This is a genomic window from Nonomuraea sp. NPDC049028, assembly GCF_043197735.1.
In the GTDB taxonomy this organism is placed as follows: domain Bacteria; phylum Actinomycetota; class Actinomycetes; order Streptosporangiales; family Streptosporangiaceae; genus Nonomuraea.
In genome coordinates this window covers 486,610-509,581 of the sequence record NZ_JBICTR010000006.1, presented here as the reverse complement: position 1 = coordinate 509,581, position 22,972 = coordinate 486,610, and the positions used below count along the sequence as shown (strand labels likewise).

Genomic DNA, 22,972 nt, shown 5'->3' with positions numbered 1-22,972 from the left:
GCCCATCACGCCCCCTCCCGAGGAACTAAGCGCGTACCGCGATCAGCGCGCTCTCCAGCGTGAAAGCTTGAGCGTAAAGGGCCTTGCCCACGATGGCACCCTCCACGCCGTCGGGCACCAGCGAAGCCAGCGCGACCAGGTCGTCAAGAGAGGAGACGCCGCCGCTGGCCACCACCGGCTTGTCGGTGCGCTCGCAGACCGCGCGAAGCAGGTCCAGGTTGGGTCCGCGCAGGGTGCCGTCCTTGGTGACGTCGGTGACCACGTAGCGGGGGCAGCCGTCGGCCTCCAGGCGTTCGAGCACCTCCCACAGGTCCCCGGCCTCCTCGGTCCAGCCGCGGGCGGCCAGCGTCGTGCCGCGTACGTCCAGCCCGACGGCGATCTTGTCACCGTGCTCGGCGATGACACGGCGGCACCATTCGGGGTTCTCCAGCGCGGCTGTGCCGATGTTGACCCGGCGGCAACCGGTGGCCAGCGCCGCGGCCAGCGAGGCGTCGTCACGGATGCCGCCCGACAGCTCCACGTTCACGTCCAGCCGGCCGATCAGGTCGGTGAGCAGCTCCCGGTTGGAACCCCGGCCGAAGGCGGCGTCGAGGTCGACCAGGTGGATCCACTCCGCGCCCGCCTCCTGCCAGGCCAGCGCCGCGGCGAGCGGCTCGCCGTAGCCGGTCTCGGTCCCGGCCGCACCCTGGACGAGGCGTACGGCCTGACCGTCCGCGACGTCCACGGCAGGGAGCAATACGAGCGACATCAGGTCCTCCGGTCGAAAGCGAGAGTCATGACAACAGGTGCCAGCAGCAGGGAAAACACCAACACGGCCAGGCTCAGGAGCGGCGCGCCCCACACCAGCCACGCCACCACCTGGACCAGCACGAACAGCAGGGCCACCACGGCGTTCTGGCCTCGGCGGCGGCGGGCGAGCAGGCCGCCCTGGCGGGCGATCCGGACCGGGCGCGGGACCAGCCGACCGAGTAAGGCGCGGCGGCGCGCGGACCGCGCCTGCCGTGCCTCGTTGAGCCGGATCGCGCGCGCCCGCTCCGCCTCACGCTCGGCCCGGCGGCGCGCCCGCTCCTTACTCAAGGGTGCCGAGCCAGTTGGACAGCAGCGCGGCTCCGGCGTCGCCGGACTTCTCCGGGTGGAACTGGGTGGCCATCAGCGGGCCGTTCTCCACGGCCGCCACGAACGGCACGCCGTGCTCCGCCCAGGTGACCAGCGGCTCGGCGAAGCCGTCACCCGGGTGCAGCTCCCACTCGCGCACGCCGTAGGAGTGCACGAAGTAGAAGCGCGTCGCCTCGTCGATCCCGTCGAACAGCACACTGCCCGCGGGCGCCTTGACGGTGTTCCAGCCCATGTGCGGCAGGACGGGAGCGTCGAGCCGCTCGACCGTGCCCGGCCACTCGCCGCAGCCCTCGGTCTCGACCCCGTGCTCCACTCCCCTGGCGAACAGGATCTGCATGCCGACGCAGATGCCGAGCACCGGGCGGCCACCGGCCAGGCGCCGGCCGATGATCCGCTCGCCGTACACACTCTTGAGGCCGGTCATGCACGCCTCGAACGCGCCGACGCCCGGCACGACCAGGCCGTCGCACTCGAGCGCGGCGGTGAAGTCGGAGGTGACGGTCACGTTGGCGCCCACCCGGGCCAGGGCCCGCTCGGCCGAACGCAGGTTGCCCGACCCGTAGTCGAGCACGACGATGTTCTTCACCACCACATCACCCCCGCGGTGATCGCCAGCGCGGCGCCGACCGCGCAGGCGGCGGCGCCGAGCTTGAGTCCCTGCCTGAACAGCGAGAACACGCCGCCGATGAGGAACAGCCCGATGAACACCATGACGATGGCGATCGTGTTGTCGGTCACAGCACGCCCTTGGTGCTCGGCACGCCCGTGGCGCGCGGGTCGAACTCCGACGCCTCGCGCAGCGCCCTGGCCAGCGCCTTGAACTGGGCCTCGACGATGTGATGCGCGTTGCGGCCATAGGGCACGCGTACGTGCAGGCAGATCGCCGCCTGGGCGACGAACGACTCCAGGACGTGGCGCGTCATCGTCGTGTCGTAGTCGGGCCCGATCATCGGCGCCATGCCCTCGGGCTCGGTGTGCACCAGGTAGGGCCGGCCCGACAGGTCGACGGTCACCTCGGCGAGCGACTCGTCCAGCGGGCACGACGCATTACCGAACCGCCTGATGCCCGACTTGTCGCCCAGTGCCTCGCGGAACGCGGAGCCCAGCGCGAGCGCCGTGTCCTCGATCGTGTGGTGCGAGTCGATGTGCAGGTCGCCCTCGGTCTTGACGGTCAGGTCGAACAGCCCGTGCTTGCCGAGCTGCGCCAGCATGTGGTCGAAGAAGCCGACCCCGGTCGAGACGTCGACCCGGCCCGTGCCGTCGAGACCCACCTCGACCAGGACCGAGGTCTCCTTCGTCGCGCGCTCGACGCGACCGACCCGGCCCACCGGCCCACCTTCGTCGGGGCTGTGAGCCGCAGAAGCGCCGTTTCCGTTGGTTGGCTCGCTCACAGCAGGACTCCCTCCAGGGCGGCGCGGAACGCCGCCATCTCCTCATCGGTGCCGATCGACACCCGCAGCCATTCTGGCGGGCCCACCTCGCGGATGAGCACACCGCTCGCCAGCAGGGCCTCCCACACCTTCCGCCGATCGGTGAAACGCCCGAACAGCACGAAGTTGGCGTCTGAGTCGGCGACGGTCAACCCCTTACCGCGCAGCCAGGCCACGATGTCGTCGCGCTCCTGCCTGAGCGCGTCGACCGTGGCGAGCAACTCGGCGCGGTGCCGCAGCGCCACGCGGGCCGCCGTCTGCGTGAGCGTCGACAGGTGGTAGGGCAGCCGCACCAGCAGCAGCGCGTCGATCACGGCCGGGTGCGCGGCCAGATAGCCCAGACGGGTGCCCGCCATGGCGAACGCCTTGGACATGGTCCGCGTCACGATCAGCCTCGGGTGCGCGGGCAGCAGGGTGAGCGCCGAGGGCGTGCCTTCCCGAGCGAACTCCGCGTAGGCCTCGTCGACCACGACCATGCCCTTGGCCGCGTCGAGCACCCGGCTGATCGTCTCCATCGGCAGCGCGGTGCCGGTCGGGTTGTTGGGCGAGGTCAGGAACACGATGTCGGGCCGGTGCTCCTCGACCGCGGCGACCGCCTTGTCCGGATCGAGCGAGAAGTCGGCCTCACGGGCCCCCGAGATCCACTCCGTGCTGGTGCCGGTGGTGATGATCGGGTGCATCGAGTAGGACGGCTCGAAGCCCAGCGCGGTGCGCCCGTAGGAGCCGAACGCCTGCAGGATCTGCTGAAGGATCTCGTTGGAGCCGTTGGCCGCCCAGACCTGGTCCTTGGTCAGCCCGTGACCCAGGTAGCCGGCCAGATCGGTGCGGAGCGCCTCGGCGTCCCTGTCGGGGTAGCGGTTGAGCTCGGCCGCGCTGGCGCGCACCTCCTCCGCCAGGTCGGCGACCAGGGCCGGGGAGGGCGGGTAGGGGTTTTCGTTGGTGTTGAGCCTGACGGGCACGTCGATCTGCGGAGCGCCGTAGGGCGTGCGGCCCCGCAGGTCGTCGCGGATCGGCAGGTCGTCGAGCGTCACGTCAAGATTCACGCGGGGATTCACGCGGGGATTCACGCGGGGATTCACTGGGCCTCGTTTCGCGATGGGACCTGCCAGTCGAAGCGGGCGCGGATGGCGGCGCCGTGCGCCGGGAGGTCCTCGGCGTCGGCCAGCACCGTCACGTGCCCGGCCGCCTCGGCCAGCGCCTCGCGTGTGTAGTCGACGACGTGGATGCCGCGCAGGAACGACTGCACCGACAGGCCGCTGGAGTGGCAGGCGCAGCCGCCCGTGGGCAGCACGTGGTTGGAGCCGGCCAGGTAGTCGCCGAGGGACACCGGGGCGTAGGGGCCCACGAAGATCGCGCCCGCGTTGCGGACCCGCGCCGCGACGGCCGCCGCGTCGGCGGTCTGGATCTCCAGGTGCTCGGCGGCGTAGGCGTCGACGACCTTGAGGCCGTCGTCGATGCTGTCGACCAGCACGATGCCGGACTGCCGGCCGCCGAGCGCCTCGGTGATGCGCTGGGCGTGCTTGGTGACGCCGACCTGGCCCGGCAGCTCCTTCTCCACGGCCTCGGCCAGCCGGGCGCTGTCGGTGACCAGCACGGCCGCGGCGATCACGTCGTGCTCGGCCTGGCTGATCAGGTCGGACGCCACGTGCACCGGGTCGGCCGTCTCGTCGGCCAGGATCGCGATCTCCGTCGGTCCCGCCTCGGAGTCGATGCCGATGCGGCCCTTGAGCAGGCGCTTGGCGGCGGCCACCCAGATGTTGCCGGGCCCGGTCACCATGCTCGCGGCCGGGCACTCCTCGGTGCCGTAGGCGAACATCGCCACCGCCTGGGCGCCGCCCACGGCGTAGACCTCGTCCACGCCCAGCAGCGCGCAGGCCGCCAGGATCGTGGGGTGCGGCAGCCCGCCGTGGTCGCGCTGGGCCGGGCTCGTCACGGCGAGCGACTCCACGCCCGCCTCCTGGGCCGGGACCACGTTCATGACCACGCTCGACGGGTAGACGGCGCGCCCGCCGGGGACGTAGAGGCCCACGCGGTCGACCGGCACCCACCGCTCGGTCACGGTGCCGCCCGGCACGACGCGGGTCGTGACGTCGGCGCGGCGCTGGTCGCGGTGGACCAGCCTGGTGCGCCGGATCGCCTCCTCCAGCGCGGCCACGACCTCGGGCCGCAGCTCCCGCAGCGCCGCCTGGATCGTCTCCTGGGGAACTCGGGCCTGCTGGATCTCGACACCGTCGAATTTGGCGGTCAGCTCCCGTACGGCTGCCGCCCCGCGATGGCGGACCTCGTCGCAGATGGGCCGCACCTTTTCCAGGGCGGCCTCGACGTCGAGCTCGGCGCGGGGCAGCACGTCGCGCAGGTTCGCCGGGAGGGAACCGCGCATGTCAATACGGGAAATCACCCACCCAGTTTACGGAGTCCCCTCCCTGAATCCGGTTCTGTCCAGCATCCGGGACGGGGGCGGGTCGTCCCGAATGCCCCACTCTGGGAGTTCCCGAGCGCCACACCATGCTCGGCTTTAGGTGCATTTGTCCTGATATTACGAATCTAGTACGCCAGCGGCATAAGGCCCGGACAGCCGTCTCCCGGCTTGACCATCTGCAGACCCCCGCCCCCAGGTGCCGATCTTGCCGCAGGGGTATGCCAGGGGTCATGGCGCGGCTGCCCGTCTATGCGCCGATGCTGGCTCAGCTCGGCTCCCTGCCGTCGGTACGCGGGGACAAGTGGGCCGTCGAGATGAAATGGGACGGCGTACGCGCCCTCGTCTACCTGGAGGACGGCGGCGTCCGCCTGCTGTCGCGCAACGGCAAGGACGTCACCGCGGCCTACCCCGAGCTGCAGCTGATGGCGGGCGCCACCGGCGGGCGGCCGGCGGTCGTCGACGGGGAGATCGTGGCCTTCGACGACGCGGGACGGCCCAGCTTCGGCGCGCTGCAACCCCGCATGCACCAGCGCCACCCGGCCAAGGTCGCCGAGCTGGCCAGGGCGGTACCGGTGACGTTCATGGCGTTCGACCTGCTGCACCTCGGCTCCGGCAGCACCATCGGCCGGCCCTACACCGAACGCCGTGAGCTCCTGGAGCACGTCCTGACGCCCGGCTTCCGCTGGCAGGTGCCGGTGTGGTTCCACGACCACGCGGACGGTGCGCTCGAGTCCTCTCGCCGGCTCGGCCTGGAGGGCGTGGTGTGCAAGCGCCTGTCGTCGCCCTACCGGCCGGGCCGGCGCAGTTCCGAGTGGACGAAGGTCAAAAACCTCACGGCCGTCGAGGTGATCATCGGCGGCTGGAAGGCCGGCGCGGGCCGGCGCGCGGGCACGATCGGCTCCCTGCTGCTCGGCGCGCACGACCGGGACGGGCGGCTGCGGTTCGTCGGCCACGTGGGCACCGGCTTCACCCAGGCGATGCTGGACGACCTGTACGAGCGCCTCACCCCATTGGAGCGGCCCGAGTCACCGTTCGCCGCACCGGTCCCCCGCGAGCCCGCCCGCGACGCGCACTGGGTCGAACCGCGCCTGGTGGGCGAGGTCCGGTACGCCGAGCTGACCGGCGACGGCCGCCTGCGCCACCCCTCGTGGCGCGGCCTGCGGCCCGACCGCGAACCGGACGAGATACGCCTGGACACCGGCGACTGGGCCGCCGGCTGAGCCGATCGCTACGCGCCGGCAGCGGGCAGCGGCTCCCGTACGGCGGGAGCGGGGTCCTTCAGCGTACGGGCCAGCAGCCAGGCCAGGGCCGGAAAGACGATCAGACCGGCGAGCGCGACCCGGAGCGAGGTCGCCTCCGCCACCGCCCCGACGAGCGGGCTGGTCAGGCCACCGGCGCTCACCGCCAGGCCGAGCGTGACGCCGCTGGCCGTGCCCAGACGATTGGGCAGGAAGTCCTGGCCCAGCGTCACATGCAGCGAGAACGGCGCGTACAGGGTGATCGACGAGGCCGCGATGAACACGTACGCGAAAGGACCCGGCGCCAGCACCACCCCGGCGATGGCGGGCACGGCGGCCGCGTACGCCAGGCTCATGGTGCGCACCCGGCCCCAGCGCCCCGCCAGCCGGCCGCCGAGCAGCGTCCCCACCGCACCCCCGGCGAACAGCACGAACAACGCCACCGCCCCCGCCGCGCCCCCACCCATGTACAGGGCGACGAACGCGCTCAACCCCACGTACGCGATCGACCGGAAGACGATCACCAGGGTGAGCCGGACGAACGACGGCCAGTCGTCCCGCCCGGCGGAACGGGCGCTCGCCCGAGCCGCCTCACCGTGGCGGGAGAGCGAGCGGATCACGGTGAGCGTGAGCAGCGCGCCCACCACGGCGGGGATGACCAGCAACGGCGAGGCGCCGAGCCCCCACAGCGACAGCAGCGGCGTGACGACGATCGGCGCGGTGGCGAAGCCGAGCGTGCCGCCCAGCGAGAACCAGCTCATCCGCACGTGACTGCCCTCGCTGGCGATCCTGGCCAGGCGGGCCGACTCCGGATGGTAGGCCGCCACGCCGAGACCCGACAGCGCCACCGCCAGCCAGGTGAGGGCGTACACGTCGGTGACACCGCTGAGCGCCACCCCGAGCCCGGCTGTGAGCATGCTGACCGGGATCAGCCACGGCATCCGCCGGCGGTCGGTGAGCGCGCCGAAGACCGGCTGGACGATCGAGGACAGCAGCGTCGCGGCGAGCACGATGCCCGACGCGGCGACGTACCCGTAGCCGCGCTGCGCCACCAGGAAGGGCACCAACGCCGGCACCGCCCCCTGGTACACGTCCACACCGGCATGGCCGACGGCCAGCATCACGACCTTGTTCGCCTTCACCCTCTGATCGTCGCCCCGGGATGACCTGGCCCGCTTCCGATAAAATGCCAACCCATGATGGAAATCCGCCATCTTCCGGAGGCACCCACCGGGATCCGGCCGCTCGCGCCCGGCACCGGGATCGACGCGCACCGCCACGACACCCACCAGATCACCTACGCCTGCCGGGGCGTCCTGTCGGTGACGACGAGCGCGGGCACCTGGGTGGCTCCGGCCAACCGGGCGATCTGGGTGCCGGCCGGTACCGTCCACGAGCACCGCGCGCACGGCGACACCGACCTGCGGCTCGTCGGCCTGCCCATCACCGACAACCCGCTGCGCCTCGACCGGCCCGCCGTGCTCGCCGTCGGCCCGCTGCTGCGCGAGCTGATCATCGCCTACACCGCGGACCCCGGCGACGGCCGAATCGCCTATACCGCCGACCCCAGCGACGGCGGCGCTGAGCGGCAGCGGCTGCGGGCCGTCCTGCTGGACCAGCTCCGCCGCTCCCCCGAGCAGCCGTTCCACCTGCCCACGGCCCGCGATCCCCGACTGGCCGCCGTCTGCGCACTCCTGCACGACGACCCGGCCGACCACCGCACGCTCGCGCAGTTCGGGCGGCTGGCCGGCACCAGCGACCGGACGCTGGCCCGGCTCTGCAGGAGCGAGCTGGGGATGACGTTCCCGCAATGGCGTACGCAGCTGCGCCTGCACCACGCGTTGCTGCTGCTGGCCGACGGGATCGCGGTCACCACGGTCGCGCACCGGTGCGGCTGGGCCACCGCCAGCGCTTTCATCGTCGCCTTCCGGGAAGCTCTCGGGTACACCCCGGGCCGCGCCTTTACAATGTAGATTCGCTACACTGGCGTCCTGTGAGCAGAGCGAAAGCCCAAGGGGGCACTCCGGCCACAGTGGCGCTGACGAAGGCCAAGGCCGAGTTCACCCTTCATCCCTACGAGCACGACGCCAACGCGCAGGCCTATGGCGAGGAGGCCGCCGACGCGCTCGGCGTGCCGCACGAGCGGATCTTCAAGACGCTGGTGGCCGAGGTGGAGGGCGCGCTCGCGGTGGCGGTCGTGCCGGTCTCGGGCAAGCTCGACCTCAAGGCGCTGGCGGCGGCGCTCGGCGGCAAGAAGGCGGCCATGGCCGACGCGGCGAAGGTCGAACGCGTCACGGGCTACGTGGTCGGCGGCATCAGCCCGCTGGGCCAGCGCAAGAGGCTGCCGACCGTGGTCGACGCGTCGGCGCTGGAGTTCGGGACGATCTACTTCTCCGCCGGCAAGCGGGGGCTGCAGATCGAGACCGCCCCCGCCAACCTGATCTCGCTGACGGGGGCCGTCACCGCCGCTATCGGAAGTGCCGGTTGATCCTGTCGCGGCGATGACGCGGCTCCAGGAGATCACGGGGACGCCGCGGTTCCATGACGTCGTCGGGACGCCGAGGTTCCATGACGTCCTCGGGACGCCGGGGGTCTCGGGCGCCCTCGGGACGCCGAGGTTCCAGGGCGGCACCGGGACGCCTTTCCAGGGCGTCACGGCGATGCCGTGGCTCCCGGAAGTCCCGGCGGTTCCATCGCTCCATGAACGTGAAGCGTCCGCGGTGGGTGATCTTCCGGCGCCTGTCGCGGGCGAACCGCTCGTGCTCGTGACGGGCCTTCGCCTCCGCCGCCAGCGCCTCCTTCAGGCCCGGGGTGAAACCGCCGCCGAAGCGGGACATGTCGGGACGGGGAAAGCCCGACGGGGCGGTGTCGCTCAGCGCCTCCTGCATCGAGTCGACCCAGATCGGGCCCGGTAGCGAGGCGCCCTGCACGGAGCCGTAGTACTCGTCGCCGATCTGGACGTTCTGCAGGGGGTAGCGGTAAGCGCCCCTGATGTCCCCGACGCTGACCGCCGCCGCCAGGTCCGGGGTGTAACCGGCGAACCACGCCGAGGTGTAGCCGTTGTTCGTGCCCGTCTTGCCCGCCGCGGGACGGCCGATGCTCTGGCCGCGCATGGTGCCCTCGGTGAAAACACCGCTCAGCACCCAGTTGACCGCGTCGGCCACCGGCCGGTCGAGGGCCTCCTCGCAGGCGGGCGGCACCTGGGTGCGTTCGCCGGCCCGGCCGGTGATCTCCACGATCGCCAGCGGCCGGCAGTACCTCCCCCTGGCCGCGAACGTCGCGAACGCCGCCGCCACCGTCACCGGGTCCATCTCGTTGGCCCCGAGCGTGAACGTGGGCACCTCGCGCAGCGGCGTCCCGTCGGCGCGGGAGATGCCCAGCGCCTTGGCGGTCGTGACCACGTTGCAGAGGCCGACCTTGCGCTCCAGCATCATGTAGAAGATGTTGACCGACTTCCAGGTGCCGGTCTCCAGGCTGTGCGGGCCGCCGGCGCCCTCGCCGGAGGCGTTGTAGATGGTCGTCTTCGGGTCGTTGACGCGCCGGCCCCGGCAGTCGCGATAGCCCTGATCGGGCGTCAGCTCGCCGGGGGTCTGAAACCCGTCCCCGAACCGCCAGCCCTGCTTCAGCGCCGTGGCCAGCGTGAACACCTTGAACGTGGAACCGGCCTGGAACCCCATCCCGCCGCCGTGCGTCATGTCGGCCGGCAGGTTGAAGGTGGTCCTGGCGCCGTTCTTCTTGTTGCCCGGGTTGCGGCCGAAACGCTTGCTCGCCGCCATCGCCATGATCCGCCCGGTGCCCGGCTCGACCATGGCCTCGGCGGCCACCTGGGTGTCGTCGGGGTGCACCCGCTGCCGGATGGCGTGCTCGGCGGCCCGCTGGGCCACCGGGTCGAGGCTCGTACGGATCACCAGCCCGCCCGTGCTCATCCTGGCCTGCCGTTTGGCGGCGGTGTTGCCGAAGGCGGGATTGGTCAGGAGCTCCCGCTGAACGTAATAGCAATAGAACGGGTAGCTGCTCTGGGCACAGCCGCCGGGCTCCGGATGGAGCTTGAGACCGAGGCCGGTCCGCTTGGCCGCGGCCGCCTCCTGCTGCGAGATCGCGCCCACCCCGGCCATCCGGTCCAGCACGATGTCGCGCCGCTGCCGCAGCCGGTCAAGGTGCCGGTCACCCAGCGAGGGGTCGGTCGAGTACGGCACGCGCACGGCCCCGGCGAGCGTGGCCGCCTGGGCCAGGGTGAGGCGGGCGGCCGTGGTCGAGAAGAACCGCCTGGCCGCCGCCTCGACGCCATGAGCGCCCGCGCCGAAGTACGCGATGTTCAGATATTTCTCAAGAATCTCGTCCTTGCGGTACTTCTCCTCCATCGCCAGCGCGTACCGCAGCTCGGTGATCTTCCTGGCCAGGTTGGGCGCGCGGGCCCGGTCGCGCTCGGCGTCAGTTCGGGCGCCTTCCACCAGGATGTTCTTCACCAGTTGCTGGGTGAGGGACGAGCCGCCCTGCTTGATCCCGCCCGCCTGCGTGTTGGTGAGCAGTGCCCGGATCGTGCCCTTGACGTCCAGACCGCCGTGTTCGTAGAACCGGGCGTCCTCGATGGCCACGATCGCCTTGCGCATCACCTGCGCCACCTGATCGAGCCGGACCGTCGTCCGGTTGGCCTCGTAGAACTGGGCGAACTGCTTGCCGTTCCGGTCGAGGAGGCGGGTCACCTGGGACAGCGGCTCCTCACGAGGGGCGGGCGGCAGGTCGACGAACGTCATGGCGACGTTCTTGGCGGACAGGCCCGCCCCGGTCACGACCGGGGCGGCCAGCGCCGCCGCCAGGACCCCGCCGATCGCCCCGGCCACGGCGAGCACGCCGACGGATCTGAGCACAGTCACTCAGTTGATCTGCGGCCGGGAAGCCATCGGCAAACACCGGCCTCGCGCGTCTTTACTGTTGTCTGCGGATATTCAGACCAAGTGACGCGAACTGCTCGAACGGCTGGTGATAGCCGCGCTCGATGTGGTTGACGCCGCGCAGCGTCGAGGTCCCGTCCGCCACCGCGGCGGCCAGCACGGCCGAGAACCCGGCCCGGATGTCGGGCAGCGTCACGTCCGCGCCCTTGAGCTGTGACACGCCCCGTACGACGGCCGAGTGCCTGGCGTTCGTGTCGTGGTAGCGGCAGGCCGGGCCGCCCAGGCACTGGTCGAACACCTCGATCTCGCAGCCCATCTTCTGCAGCGCCGGAACGTACACCAGGCGGTTCTCAAAGACGGTCTCGTGCAGCACCGACATGCCCTGGCTCTGCGTGAACAGCACCATGAGCGGCGTCTGCCAGTCGGTCATGAACCCGGGATGCGTGTCGGTCTGCACGGCCGCCGCGCGCAGCCCCTCGGGCGGCGCGGTGGCGCACAGGTATTCGTCGTTGATGTCGAACTGGGCGCCCATCCTGGCCAGCGTGGTGATCGCGGTGACCAGCCGGTCCTGCGGGCAGCCGTGCACCCGCACCTCGCCGCCGGTGATCAGGCCCGCCGCGAGATAGGAGAACGCCTCGATGCGGTCGCCCGCGAGCCAGATGGAGGCGCCGTGCAGCCGCTCCACGCCCTCGATGACGATCCTGCGATCGGGCGAGAGCTCGATCCTGGCACCCATCCGCTGCAGGAACAGCGCCAGCTCCACGACCTCGGGCTCCATCGCCGCGTTCTTCACCACGGTCTTGCCCTCGGCCAGCACCGCGGACATGAGGATCGTCTCGGTCGCACCGACACTCGGATACGGCAGCTCCAGCCGGGTTCCGTTCAGCCGCTTGGCCTTGGCGAAGATCCCGGTGTCGCCCACCTCGACCTCGGCGCCCATCGCGCGCAGCGCCTCGACGTGGAAGTTCACCGGCCGCCGGCCGATGGGGTCGCCGCCGACCAGTGGCACGAACGCCTCCCCCGCCAGGTGCAGCAGCGGGCCCAGCATGAGGATCGGGATGCGGTTGAGCCCGGTGAACGCGTCGGGCACCCGCGGCCTGATCTCCGGCCCCTGACCGATGCGGATCTCCGTCCGGGTGATCTCCACGTTGATGCCCAGCGCGTCGAGCATCGCCGCCGTGATGCCGACCTCGCCGACCTCGGGGACGTTGTGGATGGTGCTCTCCCCGGTGCCCAGCATGGCGGCGACCATGTGCTTGGACACCGCGTTCTTGGAGCCGCGTACTTCGACGTCACCCCTGAGGGGACCGGAAGGTTCGATCAGCCAGACCTTGTCTTCAATCACGAAGCGAGCCTAGCCGGGAGATACGATCGAGCTGATTAAGACGTAAATGTGAGGGGGAGCGGCGTGGCGAGGCATGTTCGCGCATTTGCGGTTACTGTCCTCATCCTCGCCGCTCTGGCAGTGCTGGCCGGGCTGCTGTGGTCCCACCTGTCCCCCCGCGCGCCGTACCAGGTCACGGCGCAGGGGCCGGTGTTGGCGGACCCCACCACGCAGGCGCTGATCGCCGCCGACGGATGGTACGCGGTGATCACCGGCGGGCTCGGGCTGGCCTGCGGGGCGCTCGCGTGGTTCCTCGGCCGGCGGCACCAGCTCGCCGTGCTGCTGGGGCTCGGCGTCGGCGGGGTGCTGGCGGCGTTCCTCACGCTCTGGGTGGGTTCGACGTTCACGTTCGGCGTGGTGGCCGTGGAGGCCGCGGCCGAGCCCGGGGTGAAGGTCGTCCCCGGGTCGCTGGCACTGACCGCCACGGGCGTGATCGTGTCCTGGCCGCTGGTCGCGGTGGGCTTCTTCGGGCTGCTGGAGGGCATGCACGGGTATCGCGAGTCGCCGCTGCGCAAGCCGTACGGGATCGGCTGACGGCGCCCCTCAAGGGGCCGCTGGTCAGAGGGGCCAGGTCGGCGGACGGACAGGTCCTCGGACGAGCCGGCCGTCGGAAGGGCCGGCCGTCGAAAGGGCTGGTCAGAGGGGCGGGCGGCGCAGGCCGTGCTCGGTGGCCCGCTCGAAGCCGCGGGCCACGCGCAGCACCGTGGCGTCGGCGAACGGCCGGCCGATGATCTGCACGCCGACCGGCAGCCCTGACGGCGTGAATCCGGCCGGGACCGACGCGGCGGGCGCGTGCAGGACGCTGATCCAGTACGCGGAGCGCATCCACGCCAGGTAGTCGGGCAGCTTGACCCCGTTGATCTCGCTCACGTAGGGGTGCTCGACGGGGAACGGCGGCACCTGGCTGACCGGGGCGATCAGCACGTCATAGGTGTCGAAGAAGGCCGCCATGCGGTGGTAGAGGCCGCTGCGCAGGCGTTCGGCCCTGGCCAGGTCGGCGCCGGTGAGCTTGCGGCCCTGCTCGACATTCCAGGTGGTGTTGGCGCCCAGCCCGTCGAGCTCACCGAAGGCGAGCGTGTAGTACCACGCCCGGTAGATGCGAAAGGCGTCGTCGGCGTCCGACAGGTCCAGCTCGACCTGCTCGACGCGCGCGCCCAGTCGCTCGAACACCTCGGGCGCCGTCGCGGTGACCGCCGCCGTCTCGGGGTCCACCGGCAGCCCGCCCAGATCGGGACTCCAGGCCACGCGCAGCCCGGCGACGTCGCGCTCGTCGGGGGTGAAGTCCTCGGTGATCGAGTACGGAGAACGAGCATCGAATCCCGAAATAACCGACATCATCAGGGTCAGGTCGTCGACCGTCCTGGCCATCGGCCCCTGAACGGAGAGCGTGTACCAGGCGGCCTGGTCCGACAGGGCGGGCACCCGGCCTGGCGTCGGCCGTAGCCCCACCACGTTGCAGAACGAGGCCGGATTGCGCAGCGACCCGCCCATGTCGGAACCGTCGGCGAGCGGCACCATCCCGGACGCCAGCGCCGCCGCCGCCCCGCCGCTGCTGCCCCCGGCGGACCTGGACAGGTCGTAGGGGTTGCGGGTGGCCCCGAACACCTCGTTGACCGTGTGGGAGCCGGTGCCGAACTCCGGTGTGTTGGTCTTGCCCACGAGGATCGCCCCGGCCGACCTGAGCCGCTCCACGATCACGTCGTCCTTGTCGGGGACATGATCGGCGTAGATCGGCGACCCGTAGGTGGTGCGGATGCCCTTGGTGTCGACGAGGTCCTTGTGCGCCACCGGCACCCCGTGCAACGGCCCGGTCGCCTCACCGGCGTCGGCGGCCTTGGCCGCGTCGAGCGCCTGCTCGGCGACCAGCGTCACGATGGCGTTGACCTGGGGGTTGACCTGCTCGATGCGGTCGAGGTGGGCCTGGAGCAGCTCGACGGCGCTCACCTGGCGGGTCCTGACCAGGTGGGCCATCTCGGTCGCGGTCAGGTAGTGCGGTGCGGTCACGATCCGATTGTCGCTCACACCCCCCGGCGGTCACGATCCGGTCGTCGACCCCGCGCCCAGGCGGTCACCGTTCCGGTCGTCGCTCACGCGCCCAGGCAGGCGGGACCGAGGAGCTGTTTGAGGTCGCCCATCAGTGCCGCCGACGGCGCCACCCGGAACCCGTCGCCGACCCGCATGACCGTCGCCCTGGACCCGTCGTACACCCGCAGATGCACCTCCGACGTGCCGGGATGCGCGGCCAGGATCTCCTTCAGTCGCCCCACCACCGACGGCGTGCAGCGGGTCAGCGGCAGGCTCACCAGCAGCGGCCCGCGCGGCTCCCGCGATAAGTCGGGCACCGTGACCTCCATCGCGATGATCTTGGCCACGTCCTCCCGCTTGTCGAGACGCCCCTTGACGAAGACGAGCGCGTCCTCGGCCAGGATCGTCGAGCTCAGCTGGTAGGCCGACGGGAAGATCAGCACCTCGATCGCGCCTTCGAGATCCTCGAGCTGGGTGAGCACCCAGGTGTCGCCCTTCTTGGTGCGCTTGCGCTGCAGGCCGCTCAGAATGCCGCCGACCGTGACGATCTGCCCGTCGGCGCGGCTGTCGTCCTGAAGCGCGGCAATGGAGCAGTCGGCCCCCGAGGCGAGGATGTGCTCCAGGCCGAACAGCGGGTGGTCGGAGACGTACAGGCCGAGCATCTCCCGCTCGAACTGCAACAGCGTGCGCTTGTCCCACTCCCCCACCGGGATCCGCACCTCGAACGTCTGGTCCTCGACGGCGCCGAACAGGGAGTCCTGACCGATGGCCTCGTGCTTCTTGATGTCGACGATCGCCTCGACGGCCTGCTCGTGCACCAGGACCAGCCCCTTGCGCTCATGGCCGAGCGAGTCGAAGGCCCCGGCCTTGATCAGCGACTCGATCACGCGCTTGTTGCAGACGGGCGCCGGGACCTTGCGCAGGAAGTCCGTGAAGTCGGTGAAGCGGCCTTTCTGCCTGCGCGCGGCGATGATGCCGTCGACGACGTTGCCGCCCACGTTGCGGATCGCCGACAGGCCGAAGCGGATGTCGGCGCCGCGCGGGGTGAAGTCGAAGTCGGAGTCGTTGACGTCGGGCGGGAGCACCTTGATGCCCATCCGGCGGCACTCGTGGAGGTAGAGGGCTGACTTGTCCTTGTCGTCCTTGACGCTCGACAGCAGCGCGGCCATGTAGGCGGCCGGGTGGTTGGCCTTGAGGTAGGCGGTCCAATAGGCGATGAGGCCGTAAGCGGCGGAGTGGGCCTTGTTGAAGGCGTAGTCGGAGAAGGGCAGCAGGATGTCCCACAGCGTCGTGATCGCCGCAGTGGAGTAGCCGTTGGCCCGCATGCCGCTCTCGAAGGAGGCGAACTGCTCGGCCAGCTCGGACTTCTTCTTCTTGCTCATCGCCCGCCGCAGCAGGTCGGCCTTGCCGAGCGAGAACCCGGCGACCCGCTGCGCGATGGCCATGACCTGCTCCTGATAGATGATCAGGCCGTAGGTCGTGTCGAGGATGTCGGCCAGCGACTCCTCGAACTCGGCGTGGATCGGCGCGATCTCCTGCTGGCCGGTCTTGCGCAGCGCGTAGTTGGTGTGCGAGTTGGCGCCCATCGGGCCGGGCCGGTAGAGCGCGATGAGCGCGGAGCAGTCGTCGAAGCTGTCGGGCTTCATCAGCCGCAGCAGCGAGCGCATGCCGCCGCCGTCGAGCTGGAACACGCCCAGCGTGTCGCCCCGGCCGAGCAGCTCGTAGGTCTTGCGGTCGTCGAGCGGCAGCGTCAGCGGGTCGATCCGCTCACCGGACGTCGCCTCGATCATCTTGAGACAGTCGTCCATGATCGTGAGGTTGCGCAGGCCCAGGAAGTCCATCTTCAGCAGGCCGAGCGCCTCGCAGGCCGGGTAGTCGAACTGCGTGATGATCGCGCCGTCGGACTCGCGGCGCATGACCGGGAGGTAGTCGGTGATCACCTCGGCCGACATGATCACGCCCGCTGCGTGCACGCCGGTCTGCCTGATCAGGCCCTCCAGGCCCCTGCCGAGGTCCATCGCCGCCTTGACGTCGGCCTCTTCGGCGTAGAGCCGGCGCAGCTCGCCCGCCTCGGCGAAGCGGGGGTGACCCTCGTCGAAGATGCCCGCCAGCGGGATGTCCTTGCCCATCACCGCGGGCGGGAACGCCTTGGACACCCGGTCGCCGAGCGCGTAGGGGAAGCCGAGCACGCGGCCGGCGTCCTTGATGGCGGCCTTGGCCTTGATGGTGCCGAACGTGACGATCATGGCGACCTTGTCGGCGCCCCACTTCTCCGTCACGTAACGGATCACCTCGGCCCGCCTCCGCTCGTCGAAGTCGATGTCGACGTCGGGCATGGAGACCCGGTCGGGGTTGAGGAACCGCTCGAAGATCAGGCCGTGCGGCAGCGGGTCGAGGTCGGTGATGCCCATCGCGTAGGCCACCAGCGAGCCCGCCGCCGACCCTCGCCCCGGACCGACCCGGATGCCGTTCTCCTTGGCCCACATGATGAAGTCGGCGACCACGAGGAAGTAGCTCGGGAAGCCCATCTGCTCGATGACGCCCATCTCGTACGCGGCCCGACGGCGATGCTCGTCGTCGAAGCCTTCCGGCCAGCGCCGGTCCATGCCTTCCCAGACCGTCTTACGGAAGAACTCCCGCTCGGTCATCCCCTCGGGGACCGGGTAGACCGGCAGCAGATTCTTGAACGCGAAGAACCCGGTCGGATCGACCCTCTCGGCCACCAGCAGCGTGTTGCGGCAGCCCTCGGCCCACAGGTCGGAGGAGTCGACCGCGCGCATCTCGGCGGCGCTCTTGAGGTAATAGCCGCTGCCGTCGAAGCGCAGCCGGTCGGGATCGGACAGCTGCCTGCCGGTCTGGACGCACAGCAGGGCGTCGTGGGAGGCGGCGTCGGAGGCGTAGGTGTAGTGCGAGTCGTTGGTGACCAGCGGCGGCAGGCCGAGGTCGCGACCGATCGCGCTCAGCCCGTCGCGGACCCGGCGCTCGATGTCGAGGCCGTGGTCCATGATCTCCAGGAAGAAGTTGTCCCTGCCGAAGATCTCCTGATATTTCGCGGCGGCGGCGCGCGCCTCGTCGTACTGGCCGAGCCGCAGCCTGGTCTGGACCTCGCCCGACGGGCAGCCGGTGGTGGCCATCAGCCCATCGGCGTGCTCGGCGAGGATCTCGGCGTCCATCCTTGGCCATTTGCGGACGAAACCCTCGGTGTAGGCGCGCGAGGACAGCCGCATCAGGTTGTGCAGGCCGACCTTGTCGCGCGCCCAGATCGTCAGGTGGGTGTAGTGGCCACCCGCGGAGACGTCGTCGCGCCGCTGGTGCGGCTCGCCCCACAGCACCGGCTGCTTGGTGTGGCGCGACTCCGGCGCCAGGTATGCCTCGGTCCCGATCACCGGCTTGACGCCCGCCGCGGTGGCCCGCCGGTAGAAGTCGTAGGCGCCGTGCAGGTTGCCGTGATCGGTGATCGCGATCGCCGGCATCCCCAGGTCGCCGGCCCGGCCGACCAACTGCTCCAGGCGCGCGGCCCCGTCGAGCATCGAGTATTCGGTATGGACATGCAGATGCACGAACGAGTCGCTGGCCGACATGGAGCGGCGCCTCCCCTCTGAATCGTGGCGTGCGCTCCGACTTTAGTAGCCGCCACCGACAGTCCTGGAGTCGTACAGAACGGGTGTCCTCACCGTGAAGGCAGGTCGCGGCGATCACCGGTCGATTAGGGTACGAACTGTTGCCGGCGTTCGCCATGCGAGGCGGTTAGAACTGTTGTTGGATTTCTTCGACTCGCTTGGTTGCGACGGATGGTAATCGTGGGGTAATTCTCTGTCACAGCCGGGTGCCTGACTGGCGCTCGGTCCCCGCCCCTGTTGGTGTCCGTATCAACGGGACAGCGTCCGGCGGGGCGGTGGCCCAAGAGGCGCACTTCCTCCAGCAGTGCGCAGTCAGGCCCTGACAACGCGGTTCTCACCCACGGTCCGCCCGGCTTGCCGGACGGACGCGGCTTCGGCTTCCACCGGATCACTGCCCGGCATCGGCTGGGTGCGACGAGACTACGCCGACGTCCGTTTTACTGAGGTAAACACAGGGAACCGAAGACGCTTCCTGGCGGAGTTGTCACCACTTGGGGGAGGCCGCGCTGAACGGGACGAATGGGAAGATCGTCCAGATCGCCGCGGCCGCTCTGCTCGGCGCCACGCTCGCTCTCGCGGGCGCTCCCCTGGGTCTGTACACCTCGCTCGCCTGCGCCACCATCGGCGCGGGCTGCCCCGCCGGAGGGCCGTCGCCCGGCCGGCTCCCGGTCCTGACCCGCCTGTCTCCGGTGCAGGCCGCGCAGAGCGGCACGTACGTGGCGCTCGGCGACTCCTACTCCTCCGGCGAGGGTGTGTACGACCGCGCCGCGCGGCCGATCAACAGCGGCGCCGACCGGTGCCACCGCTCGCCGGGCTCCTACGTCCCGCTCGTCGCGGGCGCCCACCGGTTCGGCGGCGGCAGCGCCTTCTGGGCCTGCAGCGGCGCCACCACGCGCCAGCTCTTCTCCGGCCAGTACGGCCAGCAGCCGCAGATCGAGCGCGTGGGCGCGGCCGCCAGTCTGGTGACGCTCAGCATCGGCGGCAACGACGCCGGGTTCACCAGCGTGCTCACCGGCTGCATCGTCAAGCTGCCCTGGTCCTCGGCGTGCGTCGACCAGCAGTCGGAGGTGGCCAAGCGGATCGCGGGGCTGCGGCCCAGCATGACGAAGGTGCTGCGGGAGCTCAGGAGCCGGGCGCCGAACGCGCGCATCATCGTGCTCGGCTATCCCCGGCCGTTCCCCGCCGCGCCCCCGGACGGGGTCGACAACCTGACCGTGGAGGACCAGCGGTGGCTCAACGGCATGACGCGGCAGCTGAACGACGTCGTGGCGCGGGTGGCCGGGGAGTTCGACCGGGAGATCGTGGCGTTCGGGGGGACGGGGAGCGTCGAGTACGTGGACGCCTATGACGCGTTCGCCGGGCACGAGGTGGGACGGCCTGACCCGTACGTGAACGGGCTGGCGCTGAACCTGGACGAGTTCGTCGTCAACAGCCGCAGCTTCCATCCGACGGGCGCGGGCTACCGGCGGTTCGCCGAGCTGATCAACGCCCGGATCGCCGCCGGGCCGGGGCGCCCGATGAACAACTTCCACCTCACGACCCCGAGCACCGGCGACGGCCGCTTCTAGCCTCGCAGAGGGAATCCCCCAAAAGGACACCAGCCACAACGGACCGCCTTCTCCCCTCCCCCGCAGGGGGCATCCCTCAAGGGACATCAGCCGCGACGGATCGGCACAGGGATCGAGGCGGTCATGTGACGAAACACCCGGGGCCCCTTCGGACGGCCCTCCAGGAGGGCGCAAGCAACGTGGCAGAGGCCCCTTCGGGGGTGTATGAACACCCAGCGAGCCTTCGTCGCCCCTACGCCGTCGTTTCCGGTCGGTGGCTCCGGCCGTTGGCCGATCGTTCCTCGGCCAGGCTCAGGCCCGCCTCTATGACGGCGTTCATGATGGGGACCAGCCGGGCCTCGCCCAACTCGGGGGCGTGCTCGGCCATCCGGGCGACGAGCGCCCGCTCGCGCGCCATGTCGCGGCCCGCGAAGCCGCCCACCGGCTTGAGGGTCTGTACGATCCCGGCGAGCGCGGCGCGGCGCTCCAGGAGCGTGGCCAGCGCCGCGTCCACCCGGTCGATCGCCTGCCTGCACTCGGGCAGCGTGGCGGGCGCCTCGGGACGGACCAGCGCTCCGACGAGCGCCACCGCCTCCTCGGCCAGCCGTACATCGGCCTCCCCGCGCTCTTCCGTCCGGCGGGCGTCACCTGTACCCCCGACGGGGCCGCCCACGATCAGGCCGTCCGCGCCCGCCGCCACCGCCGCCGCCGACAGCCCGAGGTCCGCGCTCACGTCGGCGAGCACCGGCCGCCCCGACGCCGCCCGCGCGGCCCGCAGCAGCCCCAGGTCCAGCCGTCCCGTCTCGCACAGGATCACCCGGTCGTCGCACTCCAGGGCGCAGTAGTCGGCCAGCCCCAGCCACTCCTCCAGCGTCGCCGACGCCCGGCGCTCGACCACCACCGGCAGGCCCAGCCCGGCCACGGCCCGCACCAGGGGGATGTCGCGCGTCCACGCCGCCCCGACGACCACGCCGTCGGCCGCCCCGGCGATCGCCGGCAGGTCGGCCGCCGAGCCCGGCTCGACCAGCGTCACCCCGTCACGCCGGGCTTCCACCCGGTCCCACCCGTTCGGCCCGCCCGGCCCAGTCGCCCCGCCGGGCACGCCAGGCCCTGTCGCCCCGCCCAGCCCGGTCGTGCCCAGCCCGGTCGCGCCGTTGCCCGGCCCGCGCAGGCTGATCCGGCGGTCGATCACCACCGCCGGGCCGTCGCCCACCCGCAGGCCGCCCACGGTCACCACGTGCCGTTCCAAGGTCGATGACATCTCGGCTCCCCACATCGGCCGGCTCCCCTGGAACCGGCAGGAAATCAAAAAGGCAGAGACGATGGCGTCTCTGCCTGTTGCCGACTCCGGGTGGTCGCTAGCCGACGACCGGCCCTCCCGGAGCCGGCTCGGTAAACGCGTAGCGACAAGTCATGTCTAGACTTTACACCGGCCCTCCACCTGCTGGACTCCCCCTCTCACATAGCGGACTAGCCTTCAGGCGAGTCGCCGTTGATCCCTCGCTATGGGAGTATTTCCTGGCCTAGAGGAGGGTACGAGGCCGTTGATGTCGGATCGCAAGCGGGACGGACGCCGCATCGCCGGTCGTTACCAGCTGCAGGAACCCATCGGCAGAGGTGGCATGGGCATCGTCTGGCGAGCCCATGACGAGCTTCTCGACCGCACGGTCGCGGTCAAGGAGGTCAGATACGCCGCCGCGCTGGGTGACGAGGTGCAGCTGCTGAACCGGCGCACGATGCGTGAGGCGAGGGCAGCGGCCAGGTTCGAGCACCCGAACGTGATCGTCGTACACGACGTGATCGAGGAGGACGGCCGGCCCTGGATCGTCATGCAGCTCGTCCAGTCACGCTCCCTGGGAGCAGTGATCAAGCAGGATGGGCCATTGCCGCCCAAGCGGGTGGCCGAGATCGGCCTGGCCGTGCTCGACGCGCTGCATCGCGCGCACGAGTCCGGCGTCCTGCACCGGGATGTCAAGCCGGAGAACGTACTGCTCGCCGATGACGGCCGGGTGGTGCTCACCGACTTCGGCATCGCGACGCTGGAGACGGAGACGCAGCTCACGGTGACGGGGCTGGCGGGCACTCCGGCGTTCATCGCGCCCGAGCGGCTCAAGGGGCTGCCCGCGCGGCGCGAGTCGGACCTGTGGTCGCTCGGCGCGACCCTTTACACGGCGGTGGAAGGCCGCTCGCCACACGAGCGCGGCATGGCGCTCGCGACCATGCACGCCGTATTAACCGACGAACCGGACCCGGCTCCCCACGCCGGGCCGCTCAGCGGCGTGATCAGCGGCCTGCTGACCAAGGAGCCGGTGCAGCGCCTCGGCTACGAGGAGACCGGGGAGTTGCTGCGGGCCGTCATCACGCAGCAACGGTCACGGAAGTCCTCGGCGTCCGCGCCCGCGCCGACCGCGGTGATCCCGCCGGCCGTGGACGAGACCCCGACCGACCCCAACCTGCTGGCGGCGGCCGCCGACGCCCCGCCCGAGACCGGTGCGCGGCTCACCCCGGCGACCGGCGCGCATTCCGAGGAGCCTCCCCAGTCCACCCAGAACGCCGTCCGGCCCGACGGCCGACGGTGGGGCCCGATCGTCGGCGTGATCGTCGCGGTCGTGCTCGTGGCGGGCCTGGGCGGCTATCTCGGCCTGCGCTCGGCCAAGGACAGCCCGGAGGACGGGACGAAGTCCGCGTCCGTCACGCCTCCTGTCAAGGACTCGGCCAAGCCGACCGCGGCGACCGCCGACCCGCCGAAGACCACGCCGAGCAGCGCGGCTCCATCCGCCACGCCGACCGTCAGCCCGTCCGCCGCGCCGACGCCAACGCCAACGCCGAAGCCCACCGAGACGGCCGCCGCGGTGCCCGACGGCTGGAGAATGTACACGAACAAGAAGCTGAAGTTCTCCGTCGCGCTGCCGAAGGGCTGGACGAGGTACCGGCACAACAGCAACCAGATCGCCTTCCATGGCAAGGGGGCGGGCAGCAACGCGTACATCATGTTCGAGATGACGACGAACCCCGGCAAGGACCCGCTCAAGGACTGGAAGAGGCAGGAGAAGACCGCCAAATACGGGTTCGGCGGCTACGACAAGATCAGCATCAAGGCGGTCGACTTCCGCGGCTGGCCGGCCGCCGACTGGGACTTCACCTGGAACACGAACACCGGCCCGACCAAGGTGCGCAACCGCGGCTTCGTCGCCAACGGCCGCGGCTACGCGATCTACTGGCACAACCTCGAGAGCCGGTGGAAGAAGGACAAGCACTTCTTCGACACGTTCGCCGCGACCTTCACCCCGGCCAAGTAGGC

The 22,972-nt window shown here is 70.9% G+C and carries 19 protein-coding genes; 6 read left to right on the top strand and 13 right to left on the bottom strand.

Features of this window, described 5'->3' with window-relative positions; genetic code table 11:
- Positions 1-25 precede the first annotated feature (25 nt).
- The 7 genes from priA to hisD are packed head-to-tail and all read right to left on the bottom strand — an operon-like array spanning position 26 to position 4,944.
- Entirely contained in the window at positions 26-748 is a 723-nt protein-coding gene (gene priA / locus ACGFJ2_RS25715) for a bifunctional 1-(5-phosphoribosyl)-5-((5-phosphoribosylamino)methylideneamino)imidazole-4-carboxamide isomerase/phosphoribosylanthranilate isomerase PriA (protein ID WP_357945483.1), read from the bottom strand.
- Entirely contained in the window at positions 748-1,077 is a 330-nt protein-coding gene (locus tag ACGFJ2_RS25710; protein ID WP_357945481.1) for a hypothetical protein, read from the bottom strand. The genes priA and ACGFJ2_RS25710 overlap by 1 nt, the downstream gene beginning before the upstream one ends.
- Complete coding sequence (gene hisH / locus ACGFJ2_RS25705; protein WP_357945479.1) at positions 1,070-1,705, bottom strand: imidazole glycerol phosphate synthase subunit HisH; 636 nt, start codon at positions 1,703-1,705, stop codon at positions 1,070-1,072. Before hisH ends, ACGFJ2_RS25710 begins: the two co-directional genes overlap by 8 nt.
- Positions 1,699-1,854: a hypothetical protein gene (locus tag ACGFJ2_RS25700; RefSeq protein WP_357945477.1), complete on the bottom strand. Its 156-nt coding sequence runs from the start codon at positions 1,852-1,854 to the stop codon at positions 1,699-1,701. The genes hisH and ACGFJ2_RS25700 overlap by 7 nt, the downstream gene beginning before the upstream one ends.
- Positions 1,851-2,444, bottom strand: a complete 594-nt coding sequence (gene hisB, locus ACGFJ2_RS25695; RefSeq protein ID WP_358181222.1) for an imidazoleglycerol-phosphate dehydratase HisB — start codon at positions 2,442-2,444, stop codon at positions 1,851-1,853. The genes ACGFJ2_RS25700 and hisB overlap by 4 nt, the downstream gene beginning before the upstream one ends.
- 59 nt (positions 2,445-2,503) lie before the next feature.
- Positions 2,504-3,589 (bottom strand): histidinol-phosphate transaminase, encoded by a 1,086-nt coding sequence (locus ACGFJ2_RS25690; RefSeq protein WP_393472212.1) that lies wholly within the window; start codon positions 3,587-3,589, stop codon positions 2,504-2,506.
- A gap of 32 nt (positions 3,590-3,621) precedes the next feature.
- On the bottom strand, positions 3,622-4,944 hold the full coding sequence (gene hisD, locus ACGFJ2_RS25685; RefSeq protein WP_393472209.1) for a histidinol dehydrogenase: 1,323 nt from the start codon (positions 4,942-4,944) through the stop codon (positions 3,622-3,624).
- Between the two features lie 251 nt (positions 4,945-5,195).
- Here hisD and ligD point away from each other — a divergent pair, with 251 nt between their 5' ends.
- On the top strand, positions 5,196-6,185 hold the full coding sequence (gene ligD / locus ACGFJ2_RS25680) for a non-homologous end-joining DNA ligase (RefSeq protein ID WP_357945467.1): 990 nt from the start codon (positions 5,196-5,198) through the stop codon (positions 6,183-6,185).
- Between the two features lie 8 nt (positions 6,186-6,193).
- Here the strand turns inward: ligD and ACGFJ2_RS25675 are convergent, their stop codons facing one another.
- Positions 6,194-7,345, bottom strand: coding sequence for an MFS transporter (locus ACGFJ2_RS25675; protein WP_393472206.1), 1,152 nt, complete (start codon positions 7,343-7,345; stop codon positions 6,194-6,196).
- A gap of 54 nt (positions 7,346-7,399) precedes the next feature.
- Here ACGFJ2_RS25675 and ACGFJ2_RS25670 point away from each other — a divergent pair, with 54 nt between their 5' ends.
- Entirely contained in the window at positions 7,400-8,176 is a 777-nt protein-coding gene (locus ACGFJ2_RS25670) for a helix-turn-helix transcriptional regulator (protein WP_357945463.1), read from the top strand.
- A 20-nt stretch (positions 8,177-8,196) separates the two neighbouring features.
- Entirely contained in the window at positions 8,197-8,691 is a 495-nt protein-coding gene (ybaK, locus tag ACGFJ2_RS25665) for a Cys-tRNA(Pro) deacylase (RefSeq protein WP_358181048.1), read from the top strand.
- Here ybaK and ACGFJ2_RS25660 read toward each other — a convergent pair.
- A complete protein-coding gene (locus ACGFJ2_RS25660) occupies positions 8,672-11,071 on the bottom strand; it encodes a transglycosylase domain-containing protein (protein ID WP_393472201.1) in 2,400 nt (799 codons plus the stop codon). The two genes, ybaK and ACGFJ2_RS25660, sit on opposite strands and share 20 nt — an antisense overlap.
- A gap of 58 nt (positions 11,072-11,129) precedes the next feature.
- Complete coding sequence (gene murA, locus ACGFJ2_RS25655) at positions 11,130-12,440, bottom strand: UDP-N-acetylglucosamine 1-carboxyvinyltransferase (RefSeq protein ID WP_357945456.1); 1,311 nt, start codon at positions 12,438-12,440, stop codon at positions 11,130-11,132.
- Positions 12,441-12,503: 63 nt separating this feature from the next.
- On the opposite strand from murA, the gene ACGFJ2_RS25650 reads away from it, so the two are divergent.
- Positions 12,504-13,013 (top strand): hypothetical protein, encoded by a 510-nt coding sequence (locus ACGFJ2_RS25650; protein ID WP_357945454.1) that lies wholly within the window; start codon positions 12,504-12,506, stop codon positions 13,011-13,013.
- A gap of 102 nt (positions 13,014-13,115) precedes the next feature.
- On the opposite strand, the gene ACGFJ2_RS25645 is transcribed toward ACGFJ2_RS25650, so the two are convergent.
- Positions 13,116-14,483: an amidase gene (locus tag ACGFJ2_RS25645; RefSeq protein WP_393472198.1), complete on the bottom strand. Its 1,368-nt coding sequence runs from the start codon at positions 14,481-14,483 to the stop codon at positions 13,116-13,118.
- An 83-nt stretch (positions 14,484-14,566) separates the two neighbouring features.
- Positions 14,567-18,085 carry a DNA polymerase III subunit alpha gene (dnaE, locus tag ACGFJ2_RS25640; RefSeq protein ID WP_393472195.1) on the bottom strand — a complete coding sequence of 1,173 codons (3,519 nt, stop codon included), beginning with the start codon at positions 18,083-18,085 and terminating at the stop codon, positions 14,567-14,569.
- 530 nt (positions 18,086-18,615) lie between these two features.
- Here dnaE and ACGFJ2_RS25635 point away from each other — a divergent pair.
- Positions 18,616-19,692 carry an SGNH/GDSL hydrolase family protein gene (locus tag ACGFJ2_RS25635; protein WP_393472192.1) on the top strand — a complete coding sequence of 359 codons (1,077 nt, stop codon included), beginning with the start codon at positions 18,616-18,618 and terminating at the stop codon, positions 19,690-19,692.
- Between the two features lie 232 nt (positions 19,693-19,924).
- Here the strand turns inward: ACGFJ2_RS25635 and ACGFJ2_RS25630 are convergent, their stop codons facing one another.
- A complete protein-coding gene (locus tag ACGFJ2_RS25630; RefSeq protein WP_393472189.1) occupies positions 19,925-20,932 on the bottom strand; it encodes a chorismate mutase in 1,008 nt (335 codons plus the stop codon).
- Positions 20,933-21,218: 286 nt separating this feature from the next.
- Between ACGFJ2_RS25630 and ACGFJ2_RS25625 the strand changes: the two genes are divergently transcribed.
- Positions 21,219-22,970, top strand: coding sequence for a protein kinase (locus ACGFJ2_RS25625; RefSeq protein WP_357945441.1), 1,752 nt, complete (start codon positions 21,219-21,221; stop codon positions 22,968-22,970).
- Positions 22,971-22,972: the final 2 nt, after the last annotated feature.